We start from the raw sequence: 22,236 nt of genomic DNA, 5'->3' as shown, positions 1-22,236 counted from the left end.
GGGCCCCTAGCGGCCCCAACCAGACGCCTTGAGGAACACCCGAGGAAACGCCAATGCCCGCGACGCCTTTCCGAAGCCTGCGTTTCGCCGTCCCGCTCCTGCTGCTGACCGCCGCCCCGGCGCTGGCCGCCGCCCCGACCGGCGGGCTGTGGCCGTGCATCCAGCGCAAGGTGCCCGTGCTCGCCTATGGCCAGATGTGGTCCGGCCCGTCGATCGAGAACCTCGCCTGGCAGGAGGACCGCGCCGTCGCCGAGCTGGTGCCGGTGCTGGTGGCCCAGCGCACGCCGATCGACGACGCCACCAGGCGCATCGAGGAATTCGCCGGCAAGGCCGGCGCGGAGAAGAAGGAGCGGCTGACCCGGCTCTTCGCCGGCGTGTTCGACCAGATCAACGCCCGGCGCAGCCGCATCATCAGCGGCATCGAGCGCTATTCGCAGCACCAGATCGAGCTTTCCAAGCGCATCAAGGACGAGAGCCTCGACCTCGCCAAGGCGAAGAAGGCCGCGACCGGCGACGCCGACAAGGCGAAGGCGGCGGAGCTGGAACAGCGCCTGCTCTGGGACACCCGCATCTACGACGCCCGCAACCAGGCGATGACGGCCGTGTGCGAAAGCCCGGTGCTGCTGGAACAGCGCGCCTTCTCGCTCGCCCGCGCCATCCAGAACGTGATGGAGTGAGCCTCAGCCGCGCGGCGCCGCCCGGCCGAGCCGGCGCAGGCGCCACGCGACATAGGCGATGATGGCGAGATGCAGCAGCACCGCGGCCGCCAGCGCCACGGCATGGAACCGCCAGTCCACGCCCGGCGCGCTTCCGACCACGGCGATGGTGACGAGGCCGAGCGGCAGGAACAGCGCCACCGCCGTGACGAGGCCGGGATTGTAGACGCCGAGCCGCAGCCGGGCGCCGATATGCGTCAGCCCGTTGACCAGCACCGCATAGGGCGCCACCAGCCCGTAGCCCGGCCCCCACAATAGCGCGGCGTAGAGCGCGGCGAGGTTCAGCGTCCAGACGACGCCGACATTGATGACCAGCACACCGGCCGTGCTCAGCCCCTCGCGTCCGCCGAACACGACCGCGTTGGCGAAGCGGCGGAAGCGGTCGCCGGCATGCTCCTCGACCTGGTGGAGCATATAGGCCGGGCTGTGCAGGAAGATCAGCAGCAGGGCGAGCGGCGCCGTCACGACGAGGAGCGGCACGGCGGCGACCAGCGCGGCGGCCATGAAGCCGGCCCCCGCCACCCAATGGCCGGCGAGCCACGAACCGACGAGCGGCAGGCCGATGAGCCGCGGCGTCAGCCTGAATTCCCGATGCGGGCCGGTTTCCGGATCTTCCATGCGGCGAGCATAACCTGATTTTCGCCGCCGCCGGCAGGGCGGTATCGGGAGGGCCGCCGGGTCACGGATGTCAAGGGAAGGGCTTGGCCTCTTCGAGCGGCAGGCCGGCCTTGGCCCAGCCGTCGCTGCCGAGCGGGTACCAGATGATGTTGGTGTAGCCGTATTCGCCCTGCGCCCGACGGGCGGCGTTCCAGCTCATCCAGCAATCGGTCTGGCAGTAGAACACCAGCGCGGCATCGCGCCGGCCCCCGGTCAGGGTCTCGAGGCTGCGGCGGAAATAGCCGTCCGTCTCGGCGGTGATGGCGCCGTAGCCGACATTGGGCAGCCAGACGCTGCCGGGCAGGTCGTCGCGCCGCTTGTCGCGCCAGATGGTGCCGGGCGGCAGATTGGCCGGCTTCACGTCGCGCGGCATCACGTCGACGAACAGCGCCGCCTTGTCGCGCCACAGCTTCTCCGCCCCGGCGGTATCGACCACCCGCGCGCCGCGCAGCGTGGCCGGCGTCGGGGCGCGGTAGCCGTCCATGCGGTAGCCGTCCGGCTCCGGCACGGCGGTCTCGCCGCGCCCGGTGGAGGGCGCGAGCGCGTAGAGCACGACCGCCAGCCCGGCGATGCCGAGCCACGCCAGGCGGCTGAGCGGTTTCTCGGGACGGGTGCTCATCGCCTCCTCCCGCGCCTCGTTCAGGGGGCCTGCACGATGGGACGGTCCTGCCCATCCAGCAGCGGCACGCCATAGTCGAGCAGGATGCGATCGATGGCGCCCTGCTGGCTCTTGATGAACTCGTTGAGCTGGTGCTTCCAGTTCAGCTCACCGGGCCGGATGCCGAAGGTGATGCGGTAGACCAGCGAGGGGTCGCCCTTCTCTTTCACCAGCGGCACGATCGACAGCGGGATCTGCGATTTCTTCGCGTAATAGCCGCCGATCGGCCCCCACAGGATGCCCGCATCGATGTCGCCGCTGTCGATGTCGGCGATCATCGCTTCGGCGGGGCTTTCGAAGCGGCGGTCGACCATCAGCGCGTAGGGCTTCGCCATCGGCATCAGCCCGTTGCGGGTCATCAGGTCGCCCGGCGGCGAGCCGGCGACGACGCCGATGCGCCGACCCTTCAGGCGCGGATCCTCCAGCGTGTCGACGCCGGCGAGGTCGCTGTCCTTCCTGGCGACCAGCACCCAGGCGGAGCGGTAGTAGGGATTGGTGTTCAGCACCGGATCGCCGCCGGCGACATAGCCCATCACCACATCGCAGCGCTTGGCGCCGAGCGTCATGCGGTAGAAGCCGGTCGCCTGCGGAAACCACGTGTAGTCGAGCGGCAGGCCGAGCTTCTCGGCCATGAGCTCGGCGATCTTGTTCTCGAAGCCCTGCCCTTCCTCATTGGTGAAGGGCATGTTCGCCGGATCGGCGCAGACCCGCAGCGTCGAGCGGTCGACGAGGTCGGACACCTGCGCCGCCGCGGGCGTGGGAGCGGCGAGAGCGAGGGCAAGGGCAAGGGCGAGCGCCGGCATCAGCGCCGCGACGCCCCTTCCGGCAAGGCCGGCGGAGGGCCCGGCCACCGCGCGCACGCCCGCCATCACGTCAGCCTCCGAAGCATTGCTTCTCATTGTCCGTGTACGCCTTCGCCTTGTCCTCGCGCTTGCTCGGCCGCTCGCGGCCAAGGGCGCCGTCGGCGCGGGCCTTGAGGTAGACGTAGATGTCGTCGAGGTAGCACATGACGTTCTTGTTCTCGCCGAAGGCCGGCATGACCTGGTCGGCGGTGCCGACGCCGACGGTCTTCTTGCCGTTGACCACGGTTTCCATGAACTGCGCATAGGTCAGGGTCTTCAGCGAGGTGGCGAGCGCCGGGGCGTAGGTGGAACCCATGCCGTCCGGGCCGTGGCAGACGTGGCACTCGGCGTGATAGCGGCGGTAACCGGAATAGGTGTACCAGTCCATCGTGCCGTCGGGCTGGATGTTGTAGGTCGGATCGCCGTCAGGCAGCGTGTACTTGCCCAGATCGTCCCTCTCCTTGACGACCGGCTCGGCGCTCGTCGCCGCCGGAGCGGCCTGCTGGGCAAGGGCGGGAACGGGCAGAACAAGGGCGGCCGCCAGGATCAGAGCCGACACGCCGGCGGACGCCGGCAGAGCGCCGGAAACAAGCCATCCGCGAACGGTATTCTTCATGAAGCAGTCTCCTCAGGGGGCGCCGCGAGGGGGCCATGTCCGACGGTCGAAGCGCGCACGGCTCCCGGGCCGACAGCGCTCGTTCGGAATTGTTCTAAGATTTTCATAAGGCCCAAGGGCCTGAGACGGTGGGGCCTGGCCCGCCGGTTCGACCGGCGGCCAGGCCCCCCGCACTTGCTGGAAATGACCGGCGCCCCAAGGACGCCGGCCCTTCATGCCTCAGTTCGGCAGAGCGAACACCGTGAGCTGACCACCGAGGTTGGTGTAGTTCGACAGGGCCGCATAGCCACCCACCGCGCCGAGACCGGCGTTCGGGTCGGTCAGGCCGGCCGCAAGGCCGATGCCCGCCCAGCCACCGACACCCGACAGGATGGCGATGTACTGCTTGCCCTTGTGCTCGTAGGTGGTGACGTTGCCGATGATGCCCGACGGGGTCTTGAACTTGTAGAGTTCCTTGCCCGTCTTGCTGTCGACCGCCTTCAGGTAGCCTTCCAGCGTGCCGTAGAACACCACGTCGCCGGCGGTGGCGAGAGCACCCGACCACACCGAGAACGGCTCGGGCAGCGACCAGACGATCTTACCCTTGGTGTTGTCCCAGGCGATGAAGTTGCCCATGCCGCCATGGCTGTTCGGCGCCGGATACATGGACAGGGTGGCACCGACATAGGGCTGGCCCGCGGTGTAGCTGACGCGGAACGGCTCGTAGTCCATGCACACGTGGTTGGTGGGCACGTAGAACAGGTTGGTCTTCGGCGAGAAGGCCGCCGGCTGCTGGTCCTTGGTGCCGAGCGCCGCCGGGCAGATGCCCTTGGTGTTCACGTCCTCGCCCTGCTGAGCGGTCGAGTACTGCGAGACGACCAGCGGACGACCGAAGGTCGGGCTGTTGCGGTCCATGTCGACCTTGGTGGCCCAGTTCACCGCCGGATCGTACTTCTCGGCGACGAGCAGGTCGCCGGACACGCGATCGAGGGTGTAGCCGAAGCCGTTGCGGTCGAAATGGGTGAGCAGCTTGCGCGGCTGGCCGTTGAACTGCTGATCCGTGAGGATCATCTCGTTCACGCCGTCATAGTCCCACTCGTCGTGGGGGGTCATCTGGTAGACCCACTTGGCCATTCCGGTGTCGGCGTCACGCGCCCAGACGGTCATCGACCACTTGTTGTCGCCCGGGCGCTGGGCCGGGTTCCAGGTCGAGGGGTTGCCCGAGCCGTAATAGACGAGGTTGGTCTCGGGGTCGTAGGAGTACCAGCCCCAGGTGCAACCGCCGCCGATCTTCCACTGATCGCCTTCCCAGCTCTTCAGCGAGGAATCCTTGCCGATCGGCTTGCCGAGCGCCGTGGTCTTCTCCGGGTCGACGAGCAGGTCGCTGTCCGGGCCCATGGAATAGCCGCGCCAGATCTGCTTGCCGGTCTTGGTGTCGTAAGCCGTCACGTGGCAGCGCACGCCGAACTCGCCGCCGGAAATACCGACGATCACCTTGTCCTTCACCGGAAGAACGGTGGCGGTGTTGGTTTCACCCTTCTTGGGATCGCCGTTCACCACCGACCACTTCTTCTCGCCGGTCTTGGCGTCGAGCGCGACCAGCGTCGTGTCGGCCTGATGCAGGAAGACCATACCGTCGGAATAGGCGAGACCGCGGTTGACGGTGTCGCAGCACATGACCGGGATGACGTTCGGATCCTGCTTGGGCTCGTACTTCCAGACGATCCGGCCGTCGTCGTTCAGGTCGAGGGCATAGACGATGTTGGGGAACGGCGTGTGGACATACATCATGTCGCCGATGATGAGCGGACCACCTTCATGGCCGCGCAGCACGCCGGTCGAGAATGTCCAGGCGACCTGAAGCTTGCCGACATTGGCGGCATTGATCTGGTCGAGCTTGGAATAGCGGGTGTTGGCGTAGTCGCCGGTCTGGATGCCCCATTGCTTGGGGTCCTTGATGATCTTCATCAGCCCGTCATTGGCCGAAGCCGGCCAAGCATAGACTGCCGCAGCACTCATCAATGCCGCCGCAAAAAGCTTGCGCATGCCTACTCTCCTCCTGAACGATCCTCCGGGACCGACCATAACGATCGATCCGCCGCGGCTTGTTTTGCCGTTCTGACCTTTCGTCCTCGGCAGCGTGTCACGACCGGCTGGGGGAGAAGCAGCCGGATTTCACGGGGGCACCTGCCCCAAGCTGGCCTACGAACCGGATCGGGACTTCCCCCGAAAGCCGTTGAAGCCGAAGACAAAGCGAGGCTAATCCGAATTCCTGGGGCGCGCAATAAGAACTCTTAGAGAAAGAGCTCTTATTATGATTTTGCTGCAAGTGCGAACAAAAATACAATATACCAGGGATTTATACTTGAACTTACCATGATCCGCCGCGGACGCGCCTGCTGCGCCGCAACAGAACTATTCCCATTCGAACTCATGATAGGCGGCGATGGCGTTGCGCGCGTTGAACTCGTCGAACAGCGCCCATTGCTCGCGTTCCGACGGGCGCGCGAGGTCCGGCGCCGCGCTCATCGGCCGCCCCTCGGCGATGATGCGACGCACATCGGTGCGCAGGCCGTCGAGATAGGCGCGCTCGGCCGCCACCGCCTGCGGCCATGCGACGCTGGCCGGGCCGTGCCCGGGTACGGCTCGCGCGGCCCGCCGGGCGGTGAGCATGTCGAGCAGCGCGAGCCATCCCTGCAGGCTGCCGTCGAGGGTCGGGATATGCCCGACGAACAGCAGATCGCCCATGATCCAGGTGCCGGTGGCCGAATCGAAGACCGTCAGGTCGTTGTCGGTATGGGCCGTGGGATGCGCTTCAAGCTGCAGCGCCCTCCCGCCGAGATCGAGCGCGAGGCGGTCCTCCACGAGGAGATCGGGCAGCACGATACGGGTGCCCTCCGCCTCCGCCCCGAGCAGCCGATTCGCCTGCGCGAGATAGGTCTCGCTGCGCAGCGACAGGGCGCGCGGGAGCTTGTGATGCCCCACGAAGCGCACGCCCTCACCGGCAAAGGCGGCGTTGCCCAGCGTGTGGTCGGGATGCATGTGGGTGTTGATCACGTAGCGCAGCGGCCGGTCGGTGACGGCCCGCGCCGCCGCGAGCATGCGTTCGCCCGACAGCCGGCTGTTGCCGGTGTCGACCACCGCCGCGGCCTCGCTGCCGACCACCAACGTCATGTTGGCGATCGCCCCGTCATTGGCGGGGGCGATCAGCTCGTAGGGCGCGCGATAGACGAAGACGCCGTCGGCGACCCGCTCCAGCGGCAACGGCCCGGCGGCCGCCGCGGAACCGGGACGCACGACCCCGGCGCCCCCCGCTGCCAGCGCGGCACCGAGGGCGAGAAGGCGGCGACGATCCGGGCGGAACGGGACCGGCATGGGACGACCGAGCTAGGGGCCGGCGTCATGAGCCCCCGCGTCGGGCGCGGGGGCGGCGATCTTACTTCTTGGTGCCGTCGGCGTTGAAGCCGGAGAGATAGGCGAGCAGATCCGCGCGGTCGGTCTCCTTGGGCAGGCCGGCGAACACCATCTTGATGCCCGGCATGTAAGCCTTCGGATTCTCGAGGTACTTGCTCAGCACCTCCGCGGTCCACACGTCGCCCTTGGCGTTGTGCTCCTTGAGCGTGTCGGAATAGTTGAAGCCTTCTACCGCGCCCATCTTGCGGTCGACGATGCCGTTCAGCTCCGGGCCGACCTTGTTCTTGGCGCCTTCGCCGACGGCATGGCAGGCCATGCACTTCTTGAAGACGTTGGCGCCCTTGGCCGGGTCGCCGGCCGGGCTCTGGGCGAGGGCGGCGGTGGAGCCCAGCGCGAGCAGGGCAGCGGTGATGACGAAGCGATTCATGGCGTCCTTCCAGGCAGACATCGTTGAACGGCGCCGTCTCACGCGGCGCCTGCGACAGGGCGCCGATCATAGCGCCCCGGTTAGAACGATCCTAGACGTGGAAAGCTCCATCGCGCGCGGTGCATTTCGTCGCGGGGGAGAGCATCCCTCGCGACCCGATCCCGCGCGCGCCGGGTCACGCGGGCAGGGCCGCCGGGGCCTCGTCCGACGGCTCGCGCAGCGCCTCGAAATGCGCCATCTGCCAGGCGGACCAGCGCTCGAACTCGTCGAGGAAGGGCTCGGCCATCCAGGTGACCGACCCGCCCGGCCCCACCGCGAACCAGCCTCGCGCCTCCGCCTCCGCGAGCAGGCTGCCGACATGGGCGGGCGAGACCTGCAGCCGCCCGGCGAGCGCCCGCCGCAGCAGCGGCTCGGCCGGCGGCGCGGCGTCGAGCGTCTGCGCATAGTGCCGGCCGACCACCGCCGTCAGCAGCGGATAGCCGCAATCGCGCTGGGTGAAGTGGAGAACGCCGGGAAAGGCGTGGAGCAGCGTGCCGTTCGCCAGCACATAGGCCGCCGAACGGCTGATCAGGTCGCCGAGCCGATGGGGATCGGCGAGCGCCTCGGCATGGCCGGGGCGGCGTTCCTCGATGGCGTCGACCGCTTCGACGAAGAGGCGCATGGAGCGGCCGATCTCCGCGATGACGATGGCGGTCGGCACCAGCAGCGTGGCGCGCCGGTCCGCCGGATCGGCCGCGACCTCCACCAGGCGCCCGGCCTTCAGCGCCGCGACGAAACCGGCGGTGTGGCGGGCGCTCACCCCCGCCACCTTCTGCAGGGCGGAGAGGGTCGGCGGCGGGCCGCCCCGGTAGCGCCAGGCGTAGTAGTTGTGGATCAGCATGAAGCAGACGAGGTAACGCCCGAGCTGATCGAACAGCTTGTAATAGGGCCAGCGGATCGACGCGCCGGCCGACATGCTCGCGCAGTAGCGGGCGAGAGCGGGCCGGAAGCGCGGGTGCCGCAGCAGATGGTCGGCCCGCGCGCCGAAACCCTCCGGCAGCACCTGCGCCGGGCGTCCGGTGGGGGCCGCGTCTCCCTCGATCGACCGTCGTCTCGGCACCGCGCGATACCTGCAAAGTTTGGGCTGGCCCCGGATGGCCGCATAGAAATACTGGCGTTCCGGCCCGGAACGAACCTACCTTCACGCGATATCCGTCCGACACACCCGCTGAAGTAAGCGAGCGGACGGATATGCGAGCGAAAGCGCGCATGTGCAGGAACATCGCGGCCGCACGGATGTCCGCCCGGCGGCCGACCCACGCCGCACCAACAACAGATCGATCCAGAGAGGAAACCTCATGTGTGTCGACCACAGCCACCACGATGATGAACGCCCTGCCCTGTCCCGCCGCCACGTCTTCGGCGCCGGGCTGGGCGTGGCCTCGGCCGCCTTTCTCGGCGGCTTCGCCCTGCCCGCTTCCGCGGACACCGCGACGACGGCTACCGCGCCGAACGCGATAAGCCCCGACGAGGCGCTGAAGCGGCTGATGGAGGGCAATGCCCGCTACGCCGGCGGGACGCCGAACTGCACGGATTTCTCCGCCGGCCGGGCCGCCCGCGCGCTGTCGCAGCACCCCTTCGCCGGGCTGGTGAGCTGCGCGGATTCGCGTGTCGCGCCGGAACTGGCCTTCGATCAGGGGCCGGGCGAACTGTTCGTCGTCCGCGTCGCCGGCAATTTCGTCAATGACGACGGGCTCGCCAGCCTCGAATACGGCGTGAAGTTCCTCGGCATGCCGCTCATCATGGTGCTGGGTCACACCAATTGCGGCGCCGTCGACGCCACCATCAAGGTGGTGAAGGACAATATCAGCCTGCCCGGCCATCTCGGCGAGCTGGTGAGCAACATCAAGCCGGCCGTCGAGATCGTGCTGAAGGCCAAGCCCGAGGACCAGCTCAACGCGGCGATCGTCGAGAACGTGCGCTACAATGTGCGCGAACTGGAAACCTCGACGCCGATCATCTCCGAGTTCATCCGCGACGGTAAGCTCAAGGTCGTCGGCGGCGTCTACGACCTCGCCACCGGCAAGGTCACTGTCATCTGACCCTTTCCGCCCGGCCCTTCCGGCCGGGCTTCCCGCCTTCGACCGGACGCCCCGCCCGGCGGGATTTCCGGCACGTCCAAATACTTAGTTATTGACCTAAGTATTGACGTCCGATAGACAGATGCGAGGTGACGGCTCCTGTTGCCGGCACCGTCCCGTTCGAGGATCTCCATGCCGCCTGCCGTCCAATCTCCCGCCCCGCCCGCCGTCGTCATCGACGGCATCTTCCGCGCGCTGGCGGACCCGACGCGGCGGGACGTGGTGGAGCGGCTGACCGTCAAGCAGGCGTCGATGAGCGAACTCGCCGCCCCCTACCGCATGGCCCTGCCCTCCTTCCTTGAACACATGAAGGTGCTGGAGGGCTGCGGGCTGGTGCGCTCGCGCAAGGTGGGGCGGGTGCGGACCTATCAGCTCGAAACGGCGCAGCTGAAGCTCGCCGAGGACTGGCTCGGCCGCCAGCGTACCCTGTGGGAGCAGCGGCTCGACCGGCTCGACAGTTACCTGTTGTCCATGAAGGAGGAGACGCCGGAATGACCTCGCCCCTCGCCACGTTCGACCCGAAATACGACCTCAAGCTGGAACGCGAGATCGACGTGCCCGTCCATCTCGTATGGAAGGCGTGGACCACGCCGGCCCATCTGAAGGAGTGGTTCGTCCCCAAGCCGTGGAGCATCTCCGCCTGCGAGATCGACCTGCGGCCCGGCGGCGTCTTCCGCACGGTGATGCGCTCGCCGGAAGGCGAAGAGCACGACAATGCCGGCTGCTATCTCGACGTCGTCCCGCAGCAGCGCCTCGTCTTCACCGACACGCTGCTGCCCGGCTTCCGCCCGGCGCCGAACCCGTTCTTCACCGGCGCGCTGATCCTGACGCCCGTGGGGTCCGGCACGCGCTACACGGCGCTCGCCATCCACGGCAACGAGGAAACCCGCGACTCCCACGAGAAGATGGGCTTCCACGACGGCTGGGGCACGGTGGCGACGCAGATGGTGGACTACATCAAGTCCGGCGCGGTGGCATAGCGCACCGCATGGGCGGCGGCGTCAGACGACGGCGCCGTCCGCCGGCATCAGCCTGTCGTAGAGCGCCGACAGCCTCTCGCGGTAGCGCTCTTCCGAGAACAGCGCCGCCTGCGCGCGGCCGCGCGCCGACAGCGCCGCGCGCAGCTCGCCATCCGTGGAGATCGTCTTGATGGCGTTGGCGATGGCGCGCGGGTCATAGGGATCGACCAGCAGCGCGGCGTCGCCCGCCACCTCGGGGAGCGAGGCGGTGTTGGAGCTGATGACCGGCGTGCCGAGCGACATCGCCTCCAGCACCGGCAGGCCGAAGCCCTCATAGAGCGAGGGGAACACCAGCGCCTTGGCGCCGCGGATCAGGCTGACCAGCAGCGGGAACGGCGCGTAGTCGAAGCGGCGCACGCGGTCGCGGGTGAAGGTGAGGTTGTCGAGCTGCTCCAGATAGCGGTTCGAGCCCTCGTTGAGGAAGCGCAGCTCCTCCCCCGCCTTCCACGCCGTCTTGCCGAGCAGCACCAGAGGCTCCTCCACCTGCGAGGCGAGGTAGGCCTCGATCAGGCGGGAAATGTTCTTCTTCGGCTCGACGGCGCCGAAGAACAGGAAGTAGCCCTTGTAGGGCAGGCCGAAGGCCCCCTCCACTTCCTCGCGCACCAGATCGTCCGGCTTCTCCGCGTATTTCCGCGGGATCGAGACCGCCTGATAGGTGTTGGTGATCTTTTCCTCGGGATAGCCGAACAGCTCGACGATATCGCGCTTCGAGGTCTCCGAGACGGTGACGATGTGATCGGCGCGCCTGAGCACGCCCTCGATCATCCGCTTGTAGAACTTCTTGTTGTCGAGCGTGGTGAAGGGCAGGCGCAGCGGCACCAGGTCGTGCAGCGTGTAGATGTTGCGCGTGCCCGGCAGCCGGATCGGCAGCGGATAGGTCCAGTGCATCAGCTCCGGCCGCGTCACGCCGCCCACGGTGAGGAAGCGCTTGTAGGCATGGAAATGCCAGTAGCTGCGCGAGAACAGCTCCGGCGCGTTCCAGATCCGGTCGTAATGGGGCATGCGCGACTGGAACGCCCGGGAGATCACCTTGCCGGACATCGGCACCTCCCGCGCGCGGATGCCGAGCGGCGAGGTGCACAGCTGCATGAGCCGCCGGCTGAGTTCCAACAGGAAGGACGGCGAGCCGGCATTGGGATCGAAGAACGCGATCTCGCGCAGCAGCGGGTCCGCGCTGGGCGCCGCCCGCGTGCCGTAGAGGATCTCGGTGCGGTAGCCGAGCTCGCCGCAGGCGAAGCTCAGGTTGCGGGCATAGGTGGCGACACCCGTGCCCGCTTCCAGCGCCAGATTGTACCCGTCGATCATCACGGTTCCGCGGCGCGTCGGCCGCGAAACCGTCGAACGGACCGGCGGCGCGCCCGCGCCGCTCTCGTCACCCCGCAACAGCGTGCGCCTCCGGCACCCGGGCACGCGCCGGCGCGGGACCACCCACATGCGCGTAGGGAATGTCGCGGATCAGCGGAAGCTCGAACACGTCGCTTCCCTTCGCCGCGCGAACCGGGGCGACGTCGATGGGGAAGGCGTCGATGAGCGGATCGATGTCGAAGTCGATCGGCTCCCACGCCAGGTCGATCGACCACATCAGGTGCTCCCAGTCGGTCGGCCGGTTGCGGCGCTGCACATAGACCGGCAGATGCGTGCGGCCGAGCCCCTGATAGAGGTCGGTGATGCGCAGATCGTAGCCGTCGTCCGGGTCGAGCTTGCGGTTGATCAGCCCTTCCGGCGCGCCGCGCGGCGAGAAGTAGAGGCAGGGGATGCCGTAGCTCTCCGCGAACACCATGCCGTGCAGGCTGGTCGAGACGAGGCGCTTGCAGGCGAGGATCTCGTCCAGCTTCTCGCGCATCGCGCTCGAGCTGATCGCGGTCAGCGTGTTGATGATGTGGACCTTGCCTTCCAGCTCCGGCGGGATGTGATAGCGCTCATAGGCCTCGCGCGGCTTGGTATCGAGCGAGCGGTCGGTGAGGTCGGAGAGATGGACGATGACGCCGATCTCCCACTTCTTCTCGATCTTCGGATTGTAGAAGCGCGGCAGCGCCCACACCGGATCGCCGAACACCGGCGCGCCGACCGCGTTCTCCTCGCCGAGAATGGCCCGGCTGACCGGACCGCGCGTGGCGTGCACGCGGTAGCGCGAGGCGGGATCGGGCCGGAACAGCACGCGCTCGCCTTCCTGCACCGGGTTGAGGTAGCGGGACGAGCCCGTGCCCCAGACCGAGATGTCGCCACCCTTGAGGTTCTGGGCGATGGTGCCGACCGCCGCCATGCGGGTGCCGGTGGAGTCGTGGGCCTGGTGCATGATCGGCTTGCCGGACAGCAGCGCGACCATGACCGGGCTGAGGGCGTCGCCCAGGTTGAGGTAGTGCTGCGTGCGCGTGGCGGCGGCCCAGGTGAGCGGAACGACGCCGGTGTCGCGCACGATGCTGCGCAGGGTGGGTGCGATCACTCGCTTGTCCTCTCTTGTTTCGTTCAGGAGACGGCGACGGCCGCAGGGGCCTCGACGCGGTTGTACACGTCGTCCAGACGCACGATGTCGTCCTCGCCGAGATAGGAGCCGACCTGCACCTCGATGAGCTCAAGCGGGATGCGGCCGGGATTGGTCAGCCGGTGCACCGCGCCGAGCGGGATGTAGGTGGACTCGTTCTCCTGAACCATGAACACCTTCTCGTTCACCGTGACCTCGGCCGTGCCGCGCACGACGATCCAGTGCTCGGACCGGTGGTGGTGCTTCTGCAGCGACAGCCGCTCGCCCGGATCGACGATGATCTTCTTCACGCGGAAGCGGCCGCCCAGATTGATCGTCTCGTAGCTGCCCCAGGGCCGGTGGCACTTGGGATGCTCGTTGGCCTCGTTGCGGCGCTCCTTCTTGAGCGAGGCGACGAGGTGCTTGACCTCCTCGGAACGCTCGGAAGGCATGACCAGCACGGCGTCGCCCGTGGCGACCACCGACAGGCCGCTCACGCCGATGGCCGCGACGAGCGGGCCCTCGGAATGGACGTAGGAATTCTCGGCGTCGATGACCCGTACCGGGCCGCGCTGCACGTTGCCGAATTCGTCGGTCTCGCCGATCTCGCGCATGGCGTTCCAGCTGCCGACGTCCGACCAGGGGAAATTGCCCTCGACGACGGCCGCGCGGCTGGTGCGCTCCAGCACCGCATAGTCGATGGACAGGCTGGGAGCGGCGTGGAAGTCCGCGCCGAGCCGGCAGAAGCCGAGATCATTCTTGGCGGTGGTGACGGCGCGGCGGACCGCGTCGACGATCTCCGGCTCGAAGCCTTCCGCCTCCTCCAGCATCACATGGGCGGGGAAGAGGAAGTTGCCGGAGTTCCAGAGATAGCCGGCCTCGACATAGTCGCGCGCCACGTCCGCGGTCGGCTTTTCGGCGAAGGCCTCGACCTGCGCGGCCGAGCCGCCGTTCAGCGCCGCGCCGCGGCGGATGTAGCCGTAGGAGGTGCGCGGCTCGGTCGGGGTGATGCCGAAGGTGACGATGTTGCCGAGCTTGGCGGCGCCGTGCGCCTTGCGGCAGGCCTCGTGGAAGAGGCCGGTGTCGCCGATGACGTGATCGGCCGCGAGCACCAGCAGCGTCGCCTCGTCGCCGTGCAGGCTCTGGGCGAGCAGCGTCGCCGCGATCAGCGCAGGTGCGGAATCACGACGCACCGGCTCCAGCAGCACGGTCGGCTCGATGCCGACCTCGCGGGCCTGGCGCTGGGCGAAGAAGCGGAATTCCTCATTGGTGACGATGATCGGCGAGGCGAACATCTCGCCCGGCGCAACGCGCTGCAACGTGTCCTGATAGAGCGTGCCGCCCGAGGTCGACAGCGGCAGGAACTGCTTCGGCAGCGAATCCCGCGAGATCGGCCAGAGCCGGGTGCCGGACCCGCCCGCGAGAATGACAGGGACGATCTTGGAGCCAGCGGCCATCGGTTGTTCTCCTCACGTTGCGACGTCGACGCGGTATTGAAATAGGGTCTGAATTGTCAGATTTCGCACATGCGAGATAGTATATATAAGACAAAATACGTCAACATTAGAGTCGACGTATGATTTATTTCAAATATTATTTCATTTTCGAGACGTATATTCGAAACGAATATTTACCAATAGGGCGAAAGCGTGAAACATTTCTGTCATCGATGGACAGATTCACCTTCCACCCGCACCATGCCGCCCACGCGCGTAGACGGCGCGCCGCGCCGGATGTCGGCGACGAAGAACAGCCGCAGCACCCATTCCCGGAGCCGCGCCGGCACGCAGCGCCCCAGCCCGACCAGCGCGACGAGCGGCCAGGGGAACGCGATCCCGCGCGCCCCGCGATCGGCCGCGGCGGCGATGGCCGCCGCCGCCCGCTCGGCGCTCCATTCCAGCGGCCGCCAGCCGCCATAGTCCCGGCTCATGCCGGTCGCGACGAAGCCGGGACAGGCGACGGTGAGGCTCACGCCGCGCGCGGCCAGCACGGGACGCAGCGCCTCGCCGAAGGCGATGAGCCCCGCCTTGGTGGCGCTATAGGTCGGCTGGTCCGGCAGCGGCATGCGCCCGGCCAGCGAGGCGACGAGGACGACGCGCCCGGCGCCCCGCGCGCGCATCGGATCGAGCAGCGGCAGCACCGTCGCCACCGCGCCCTCGAAATTGGTGCGGATCTGCGCCAGCGCGTCGGACAGCAGCTCGGCCTGCCCTTCCCGGCCAAGGCTCGACTCGACGCCGGCATTGGCGATCACCGTGTCGATGGGCCTTTCCGCGTCGAAGCGGGCGATGAGATCGGCCAGCGCCTCGCTTTCGCGCACGTCGAGCGTCAGGGCGCTGACCTGCGCGCCCCGCTCGCGGCATGCCTCGGCGACGGCACCGAGGCGCCCCGCATGGCGGGCGACCAGCACGAGCGCCACGCCGGGCCTCGCATAGTGCCGGGCCAGCGCGGCGCCGATCCCGCCCGAGGCCCCGGTGATGAGGATGTGCCGGCCGCTCATGCGGGCGCCCCCTCCGTCACCATGCGCATGACCAGCCCGTCCACCGCCCGCTGGATGGCGGCGGGCGCGAAGAAGCCGCCGGCGATCTGCGTGCGGGCGATGACGAGCCGGCGATAGGCCCGCACCAGCTCGGCATCGGGCCGCGGCGTCTCGCGCCAGAAGGCATCGAGGGAGCCCTGATGTGCGAGCCCCGGCATGTCGTAGGTAGCGCGGCCGAGCACCTTCAGGGGACGCCCGTTCCGCAGCGCGATGACCGCCGTGGTCGAGTTGACCAGCACGACGCCGGCGCTGGCCACCACCAGCGCATCGATGTCGCCTCCCTCGATGAAGACGACGCGGTCCGCCAGCCCATATTCATCGGCGAGCCGCGCGATCATCCGGCCGGTCGCCGGCAGGCGGGTGTCATAGGGATGCCGCTTGACGACGAGACGTGCCCCCGACGGGGCCTGCCTCGCGAAGGAGCCCAGCACCAGCCGGGCCACCTCCTCCACCGAGCGGAAGTCCGAATGCACCCGCATCTGGTAGTCGCCTTCCAGCTGCAGCGGCAGCAGGAAATAGGGGCGGCCATCCGCGAGACGGGACATCGCGGCCCGGTCCCGGCGGGCCGCTGCCGGCGCACTGAACCAGCGCACCAGCCAGCCAGCATAGTCGGCGGCCGGATGCACCAGCGTGTGCCGCCGGTAGCGGAAGAACAGCGGCGCCAGAGCGGCATGGCCGGCGTGCCAGGCAATGTCCCACAGCGCGCGGCGGGCGAAAGGCTCGGGCAGCGCCTCCGCCGCGCGGATGACCTCCGGCAGGCCGGCCGATGCCTCCCGCACGCCCTCGGACGTACGCGGAAGGTCGGAATGCGCGTTCACGCCATGGCGCTCGCGCGTGATCCAGCCGGGGCGGACATAGCCTTCCTCGAGCAGATGCAGGCCGGCGCCGCGCGCGCGAGCGGCCGCCACCGCCGGCGCGTGATACGGCCGGCAGTCGCCGAACAGCACGAGATCGCTCACCGCTTCCTCGGCCATGAGCCGCTCCACATAGGCGGGCCAATCCTGCGGCCTGCCGCGATAGAACCGCGCGGGGCCGGGCCAGAAGACCACATCGCCCCCGCACAGATTCACCTTCACCACGCGCGCCCCGCGCCGACGCAGCGCACGGGCGAGACGCCAGCCGAAGGGCGAGGCCGGCCCCTGAAGGAACAGGAAGCAACGCCCGGCCAGGCCCTTCCCCCCGCCCCGGCGCCGGGTGTCCTCGTCCATTCCGGACGACGTTCCCGTCGCCGTCCGGCGCGGCACGTCGAAGGCGACGCCCGCATGTTCCACGCGGTTCATCGCCGCGCCTTGCGCCGTGGCGGCGCTCAATAGTCGATCCGATCGACGATCTCGCCCGGCAGCGGCCACGAGGGCGCCTCCGGCGATACGGCGAGCGGCATCGGGAAGGCGCGGATCAGCGGCGTGTCGTCATAGACCAGCGGCTGCCACTTGCCGTGGACCCAGGACAGCACGGCGTTCCAGTCGGTCGGCCGCGAGCGGTCGAGACAATAGGAAGACAGGGTCGAACGCCCGACGCCGGAATAGAAATCCCGCATGCGGTGGTCGATCTGGTGCTGCGGATTGCCCAGTTCGAGCATCCGCCCCTCGCCGTCGCCATAGGTGGCGAACCAGGCGCAGGGGATGCCGTAGGTCTCCGAGATGACGAGACCGTGCAGGCTGGTGGAGACGATGGCGCGGCAGGAGACGATCTCCGCCACCTTGCGGCGCATGCCTTCCGGGGTCGGCGGGCAGTGCGTGTTGATGAGCCGGATGCGGTCCTTGAAGGCCTCTGGAATGCCGTAGCGGCGAAGCGCCGGCTTCACGGCGGCCTCCAGCGTGCGGTCTTCCAGCTCGGTGATGTGGAGGATGACCCCGAGATCGTGGGTCTTCTCGACATCCTTCATCGGCCAGAAGCGCGGCAGCATCCACACCGGATCGCCGAAGATATCCGGCACGTGCATGCCGGCCGCGCGCAGCGTGCGCGCGCTGTTGGGGCCGCGCAGCGCGTGGATGTGGAACTGGGTGTCGGACGGGCGCACATAGCCGCGCACCAGCGGATCGACCGGATTGCGCTCGGCGTCGACGCCGGTGCCCCAGAAATGCAGCACGCCGTTGCGCTGGTTGTGGCCGATGGTGCCGACGGCGACCATGCGCTCGATGGGCTGGTCGAACCCGGCCCGGCGGACCGGCACGCCGGCCATGCCGGCGACGATGAGCGCGCTCAGCGTATCGCCCAGATTCGCGTGCGGCGATTCCCGCGTCGTCGCTGCCCACGACAACGGAATGGATATCCGGTCGGCGTTCATGCGCAGGAGGGTGGCGACCTCGGGCGTCATCTGCGGTGCGGGCCCCTTCGGCTCGGCCGCGACCCCGTTCATCACCGGGCTGATCTCGGGTTCGCTCTGCCGCGCCCCGTTCAACGCGCGCGCCGGCGATTGGTTCGAAGAGGGCGCCGCGGCGGGAGCCTCCGCTTCGACCTCGCCCTCGGTGTCACGATCCTGCTGGCGCAGCAGGGCCACGTCATGCTGCAAGACAAGTCCCTTTATGGTCGGATGATCCCAGATGCTTCTGCCCGACGATGCCTTGAGCGGCGCCGGCGAGAAGGGGAAGACGTCGATCAGGCGATCGGCGTCGAACTGTGCCGGCTCCCAGGCGCGGTCCACCGCATCCATCACCGCCTGCCAGTCGGTCGGCAGGCCGCGGTCCTGGAAATAGGCGGCGACGTGCCGGCGACCGAGGCCGAGATAAAGGTCGACGATCCGCAGGTCCGCCGGCCCGTCCGGATCGAGCTCCAGGCGGCCGAGGCCGCGGGGTTCCGGCAGCGGCGGGAAGTACAGGCACGGAATGCCGTAGGCCTCGGCGACGACCAGCCCGTGCATGCTCATGGAGACGATGCGCTCGCAGGCGAGAATCTCGTCGAGCTTGGCCTTGAGCGCCGGCACGCCGAGGGGCGTCACCGTGGTGATGAGGTGAACGTCGTCCCGGAACTCCTCCGGGACGCGGTAGCGCGCGAAGGCCGGCTGCGGGCGCGCCTCGTAGGAGCGGTCGGCAAGCTCGGAAAGGTGCAGGATGACGCCGAGCTTCCATTTCTTGCGGATGCGCGGGCGATAGAAGCGCGGCAGCAGCCAGGCGGGATCGCCGTAGAGGCCCGGACGCGGACCGCCGTTGCTCATCAGCTTTTCCGCCACCGGCCCACTGGTCGCGTGCAGCACGATGGCGCCGTGACCGGACGGCGCGAAGGCGACCCGCCGGTCGGCCGGCGCGGACGGATTCTTCCACGGCGAGCAGCCGGTGCCCCAGACGTGGACCTCGCCGCCCTCGAACGTATGGCCGATCGCCCCGATGGCCGCCATCCGCACGGAACGCGACTTGGCCGGCACGCGCCGCACCGGCAGGCCACCCACCATCGCCGTCATGACGGGACTGAGGGCGTCCTCGAAATTCAGATAGTCCATGAGGGTGGTCGAACCGGCCCATCCGAGCCTGACCTCACCCTCGGCCCGCACGATATCTTCCAGCGGTGCCCGCATACTACCTCACGAACTGAAAGCAATGTCGAAATAACCGACGCATGAAGCTCCCTTATCGGGGTCTTGTTTCCAGTAGAATGACTACTTTCGTTTCCGCTGTCCACACCAACGAAAATATTTTCGAATTTGGAACCTTTTGGGCGGAAACGGGGCAAAGAGCCGCTCGCGAGGCCGCTCGCACGCCCTCCATGCCGTTGCGGAACACCCCGTGCCCTCCCCGCCGCTGGCATACCAGGGCCACATGCACCGCAAGAAGCAAGCGGCCGCAACGCAACAACCAATGATTGGTCACGTCGATAGAGCGGATCAATCAATTGATACAATCAATCGGTATTATTGCACCTTTACGCTAGGTTTCATGTTATCGCCGCATTCAGATGAGTCTAAATAGACTGTCGATTGCATCATGACTCGCCATGAAACGGTAAAAGATTAATTCGAAATTCGTTACATTCGCAGCATGGAGACATATTACTAAGCAAATTCGGTTATCAGATACCTCAGGTACAACATATTGGTGCAGTACTACATGAAAAAGTATCTAGACAGCCGTTTGCTTTTGATGCTGCAATGCACACCTCGTGCACCGTTTGCGGGGCTATGTGACGGTGCCCAGGGGTTGTTTCTGTAAAAACACGTCGACCAGCGAAACGGGTGGCTCATGAATCTCGAGACCTTCAGGCGTCAGGCTGGGCACGATTTCGGACAGGCGGATATCGCGTCGCTGGCCGAGAATCTGCGTGACCTTCGCGTCAGCGGAGGCGACGTAAAACCTGAAGAACAACTTCTGAACGCTCAGCATCTGGCCGATTCGCGCCACAATTACTTACGAATTGCGAATGACCCGCACGTCGTCGGCGGCGTGTTCGTCGAAGACGGACAGTGCCTCGTCTGGGGCTTCAACCGGTCCGACGTGCTGAAGCCGGTCACGCTGCGCCTGGTGATCGACGGCACCACGGTGTTCGAGCGCACGACCTCGCCGGAAGCCGTCATGCCCATCCACAGCACGGGCCATCAGCTCTCCGCGCACCGGCAGATGGGGCTGGGGATCGACGGGGCCAGCGCCGCCGCAGGCCCGTTCGCCGGGCAGGATCTCTGGCCGGATGCGGAGACCCGCGAGGATCTGGCGAATTTCGTCATCGGCCTCGGCGCGAGCGCGCGGGACGCACGCCTGCATCACCTCGTCTGGCATGAGATTCCCAACGTCACCCGCCGGCTGGAGACCTCCGACGAACCCGCCGCGCGCTGGCGCGCCTCGGTCTATACCCGCTACATGGCGAACCGGCTCGGCCTGCAGGGCAAGCTGTCCGGCGGCCAGTCGGTGGCCAACTGGATCGTCTCCGAGGTGTTCGAGGACTGGTACAAGCGCCAGGTCTTCTGCCTGACCGACGAGATCCACACGCTTCTCAGCGAGCCGGTGATGAACCGTCGGGTGATGAAGCACGAGATCAGCCTCACCCTCTTCGCCTTCTGGCGGCGGCACTACCCGCACATCGACATCTTCACCGAGGAAGGGCTGCGCCTCGTCCAGTACAAGTTCGCCACCGCACCCTTCATCTCCGACAAGAACAACGTCAAGCTGGTCTCGGACGGGCTGCGCCGCTCGCTCTCCGCGCCGGCCGACATGTATCGCAACCGGGAACTGCCCTGGAGCTGGTACTGGCTGTTCCTGCTCGAGGACCAAGGCCTCGGCAACCGGATGCGCGAGGAGGGCTTCGCCCGCCTCACCAGCTTCAAGGAAGTGGCGCTCGACGTCACCCAGCCCGACCGCCTCTCCTTCGCCCCGCATGTCTGGCGGGCCTATTGGGGCGCCGGCGGCACGGGAGACTTCACCCGCTTCGATCTCGCGCTGATCTCCATCCTCGCCGACACGCCCAGCCCGGAGCGGGCCATCGCCGAGCGCGGCGCGGAGTTCTGGCGCGAACGGCTGCGGCACGACGTCTATGAGCGCATTCCCGAGCTCGCCGTCCTTTCCGCCGCCGGCCGCGTCGAGGGCCTGCCGCCGGCGGTGCAGGACGCGGTGCCGCGGTGCGACCTGGTCATTATCGGCCACGCCAACGAGACCGGCGTCGGCCGCAATCTCAGCATGTTCGTCGAGGCACTTTCCAGCTTCAACCCGCTCGTCTTCAACGCGGATGACGGCGCCTGCGTGAACCCGGATGCCGGCTACAACCCGGCCGTCGGGGTGCGTGCCCGCGTCGTCCTGCTCTGCGTGAACGCCGACCGCGCGCCGGAGATGATCGCCCGCTTCGCCGGCATCTGCGAGGACGCGCACATCATCGGCTTCTATCTGTGGGAAAGCGACCGCCCGCCGGCGAACCACACGCTCGGCGCGCTCGCCGTCGACGAGATCTGGACGCCGAGCAACTACGTCGCCGAGGCCTATCGCAAGATCACCCCGGTGCCGGTGACGGTGGTCGACAAGGGGCTTCACACCCCGCTCGCCTATGTGCCGTTCCTCGACCGTTTCCGGCACGACCCGTCTGAGTTCATCTTCCTCACCGCGGCCGAGTTCGGTTCGTCGATCGTGCGCAAGAACCCGCTGGATGTGGTGAAGGCGTTCCAGCGGGCCTTCGACGGCAGCGACCTCAACGTGCGGCTCCTCATCAAGATCCGCGAGGTCAATCCCGGACACTGGAGCAACATCGACTCCTACTGGGAGGAGATCGAGGAGCGGATCGCCAGCGACGACCGCATCACCATCGTCGAGGGCAATCTGACGCCGGAGGAATACTGGACGCTGCTGTGGACCGTCGATGCGATGGTCTCGCTGCACCGCTCGGAAGGCTTCGGCTACGTCATCGCCGACGCGATGTTCGCGGAGAAGGCGGTCGTCGTCTCCGACTATTCCGGCTCGCAGGACTTCTGCGACGTGGACAACGCCTTCCTCGTTCCCGTGCAGCAGACGCCTGCGCCGCCGGAATCTCTGGCGAGCCGGGGCTATATCGGCCAGTGGGGCATCCCCGACGTCGAGGCCGCCGCACGGGCCATGTACGAGGCGGCCGAAGATGCCGACCTGCGCGCCGTTCGCGCCAAGGCCGGCCAGGAGCGGGTCGTGCAGAAGTACGACTTCGCGAACTGGACCGGCGCGGTCGGCGCCCGAATCGCGGAACGGATCGAGCGGGTCAGGCAGAAGCAGGACGCGGCGCCGGGTGAGCCGGCCGCGTCCGCCGATGTCGCGGCGGACGCCCAGTCCTGAGGCCCGCCCTACCCGCTCCGGTTCCGTTGCCGTTCCGCTCGACCATATCGCCGCATGAGGCGACCGGCCTGCCGCATGGTC

20 protein-coding genes are annotated in these 22,236 nt (G+C 67.7%); 5 read left to right on the top strand and 15 right to left on the bottom strand.

The genetic code is table 11. The annotated features are described in order from the left end of the window. Positions 1-53 precede the first annotated feature (53 nt). Complete coding sequence (locus STARVERO_RS03880) at positions 54-677, top strand: hypothetical protein (RefSeq protein ID WP_159597978.1); 624 nt, start codon at positions 54-56, stop codon at positions 675-677. A 3-nt stretch (positions 678-680) separates the two neighbouring features. On the opposite strand, the gene STARVERO_RS03875 is transcribed toward STARVERO_RS03880, so the two are convergent. The 8 genes from STARVERO_RS03875 to STARVERO_RS03840 form a co-directional block, all read right to left on the bottom strand. Beyond that, positions 681-1,334 (bottom strand): HXXEE domain-containing protein, encoded by a 654-nt coding sequence (locus STARVERO_RS03875; protein ID WP_159597977.1) that lies wholly within the window; start codon positions 1,332-1,334, stop codon positions 681-683. Positions 1,335-1,404: 70 nt separating this feature from the next. After that, positions 1,405-1,992 carry a PQQ-dependent catabolism-associated CXXCW motif protein gene (locus STARVERO_RS03870; protein WP_159597976.1) on the bottom strand — a complete coding sequence of 196 codons (588 nt, stop codon included), beginning with the start codon at positions 1,990-1,992 and terminating at the stop codon, positions 1,405-1,407. Positions 1,993-2,012: 20 nt separating this feature from the next. After that, entirely contained in the window at positions 2,013-2,834 is an 822-nt protein-coding gene (locus tag STARVERO_RS03865) for a substrate-binding domain-containing protein (RefSeq protein ID WP_159601570.1), read from the bottom strand. Between the two features lie 70 nt (positions 2,835-2,904). Further along, positions 2,905-3,489, bottom strand: coding sequence for a c-type cytochrome, methanol metabolism-related (locus STARVERO_RS03860; RefSeq protein WP_144343029.1), 585 nt, complete (start codon positions 3,487-3,489; stop codon positions 2,905-2,907). Between the two features lie 219 nt (positions 3,490-3,708). Further along, positions 3,709-5,514: a lanthanide-dependent methanol dehydrogenase XoxF5 gene (xoxF5, locus tag STARVERO_RS03855; RefSeq protein ID WP_144343030.1), complete on the bottom strand. Its 1,806-nt coding sequence runs from the start codon at positions 5,512-5,514 to the stop codon at positions 3,709-3,711. A gap of 369 nt (positions 5,515-5,883) precedes the next feature. Further along, a complete protein-coding gene (locus tag STARVERO_RS03850; RefSeq protein WP_159597975.1) occupies positions 5,884-6,843 on the bottom strand; it encodes a quinoprotein relay system zinc metallohydrolase 2 in 960 nt (319 codons plus the stop codon). A 61-nt stretch (positions 6,844-6,904) separates the two neighbouring features. Next, positions 6,905-7,309, bottom strand: a complete 405-nt coding sequence (locus STARVERO_RS03845; protein WP_144343032.1) for a c-type cytochrome — start codon at positions 7,307-7,309, stop codon at positions 6,905-6,907. A gap of 175 nt (positions 7,310-7,484) precedes the next feature. Further along, the gene (locus STARVERO_RS03840) at positions 7,485-8,408 is read right to left on the bottom strand and encodes a helix-turn-helix domain-containing protein (RefSeq protein ID WP_244616555.1); all 924 of its coding nucleotides are present in this window, start codon (positions 8,406-8,408) and stop codon (positions 7,485-7,487) included. A gap of 238 nt (positions 8,409-8,646) precedes the next feature. Here STARVERO_RS03840 and STARVERO_RS03835 point away from each other — a divergent pair, with 238 nt between their 5' ends. The 3 genes from STARVERO_RS03835 (at position 8,647) to STARVERO_RS03825 (ending at position 10,409) form a co-directional block, all read left to right on the top strand. Further along, the gene (locus STARVERO_RS03835) at positions 8,647-9,390 is read left to right on the top strand and encodes a carbonic anhydrase (protein ID WP_159597974.1); all 744 of its coding nucleotides are present in this window, start codon (positions 8,647-8,649) and stop codon (positions 9,388-9,390) included. Positions 9,391-9,561: 171 nt separating this feature from the next. Further along, entirely contained in the window at positions 9,562-9,924 is a 363-nt protein-coding gene (locus tag STARVERO_RS03830; RefSeq protein ID WP_159597973.1) for an ArsR/SmtB family transcription factor, read from the top strand. Further along, on the top strand, positions 9,921-10,409 hold the full coding sequence (locus tag STARVERO_RS03825; protein WP_159597972.1) for an SRPBCC family protein: 489 nt from the start codon (positions 9,921-9,923) through the stop codon (positions 10,407-10,409). Before STARVERO_RS03830 ends, STARVERO_RS03825 begins: the two co-directional genes overlap by 4 nt. A gap of 21 nt (positions 10,410-10,430) precedes the next feature. Here the strand turns inward: STARVERO_RS03825 and STARVERO_RS03820 are convergent, their stop codons facing one another. From STARVERO_RS03820 to STARVERO_RS03790, 7 genes are all read right to left on the bottom strand, one after another. Then, on the bottom strand, positions 10,431-11,753 hold the full coding sequence (locus STARVERO_RS03820) for a glycosyltransferase family 4 protein (protein WP_144343036.1): 1,323 nt from the start codon (positions 11,751-11,753) through the stop codon (positions 10,431-10,433). Positions 11,754-11,820: 67 nt separating this feature from the next. Beyond that, positions 11,821-12,891: a polysaccharide pyruvyl transferase family protein gene (locus STARVERO_RS03815; protein WP_244616553.1), complete on the bottom strand. Its 1,071-nt coding sequence runs from the start codon at positions 12,889-12,891 to the stop codon at positions 11,821-11,823. Positions 12,892-12,914: 23 nt separating this feature from the next. Next, a complete protein-coding gene (locus tag STARVERO_RS03810; RefSeq protein ID WP_159597971.1) occupies positions 12,915-14,366 on the bottom strand; it encodes a mannose-1-phosphate guanylyltransferase/mannose-6-phosphate isomerase in 1,452 nt (483 codons plus the stop codon). A 206-nt stretch (positions 14,367-14,572) separates the two neighbouring features. Further along, positions 14,573-15,406 (bottom strand): SDR family NAD(P)-dependent oxidoreductase, encoded by an 834-nt coding sequence (locus STARVERO_RS03805; protein WP_159597970.1) that lies wholly within the window; start codon positions 15,404-15,406, stop codon positions 14,573-14,575. After that, on the bottom strand, positions 15,403-16,755 hold the full coding sequence (locus tag STARVERO_RS03800; protein WP_159597969.1) for a capsule biosynthesis protein: 1,353 nt from the start codon (positions 16,753-16,755) through the stop codon (positions 15,403-15,405). Before STARVERO_RS03800 ends, STARVERO_RS03805 begins: the two co-directional genes overlap by 4 nt. Beyond that, positions 16,752-18,932: a polysaccharide pyruvyl transferase family protein gene (locus STARVERO_RS03795; RefSeq protein ID WP_244616551.1), complete on the bottom strand. Its 2,181-nt coding sequence runs from the start codon at positions 18,930-18,932 to the stop codon at positions 16,752-16,754. Before STARVERO_RS03795 ends, STARVERO_RS03800 begins: the two co-directional genes overlap by 4 nt. A 622-nt stretch (positions 18,933-19,554) precedes the next feature. Further along, complete coding sequence (locus STARVERO_RS03790) at positions 19,555-19,758, bottom strand: hypothetical protein (protein WP_159597967.1); 204 nt, start codon at positions 19,756-19,758, stop codon at positions 19,555-19,557. Positions 19,759-19,818: 60 nt separating this feature from the next. Between STARVERO_RS03790 and STARVERO_RS03785 the strand changes: the two genes are divergently transcribed. Further along, entirely contained in the window at positions 19,819-22,155 is a 2,337-nt protein-coding gene (locus tag STARVERO_RS03785; protein ID WP_159597966.1) for a glycosyltransferase, read from the top strand. The last annotated feature ends 81 nt before the right edge of the window (positions 22,156-22,236 follow it).

Origin of the sequence: Starkeya nomas (genome assembly GCF_902703545.1) — a bacterium.
GTDB lineage: Bacteria > Pseudomonadota > Alphaproteobacteria > Rhizobiales > Xanthobacteraceae > Ancylobacter > Ancylobacter moscoviensis.
The sequence above is the reverse complement of the archived record's forward strand: the minus strand, read 5'-3'. Positions and strand labels throughout refer to the sequence as shown.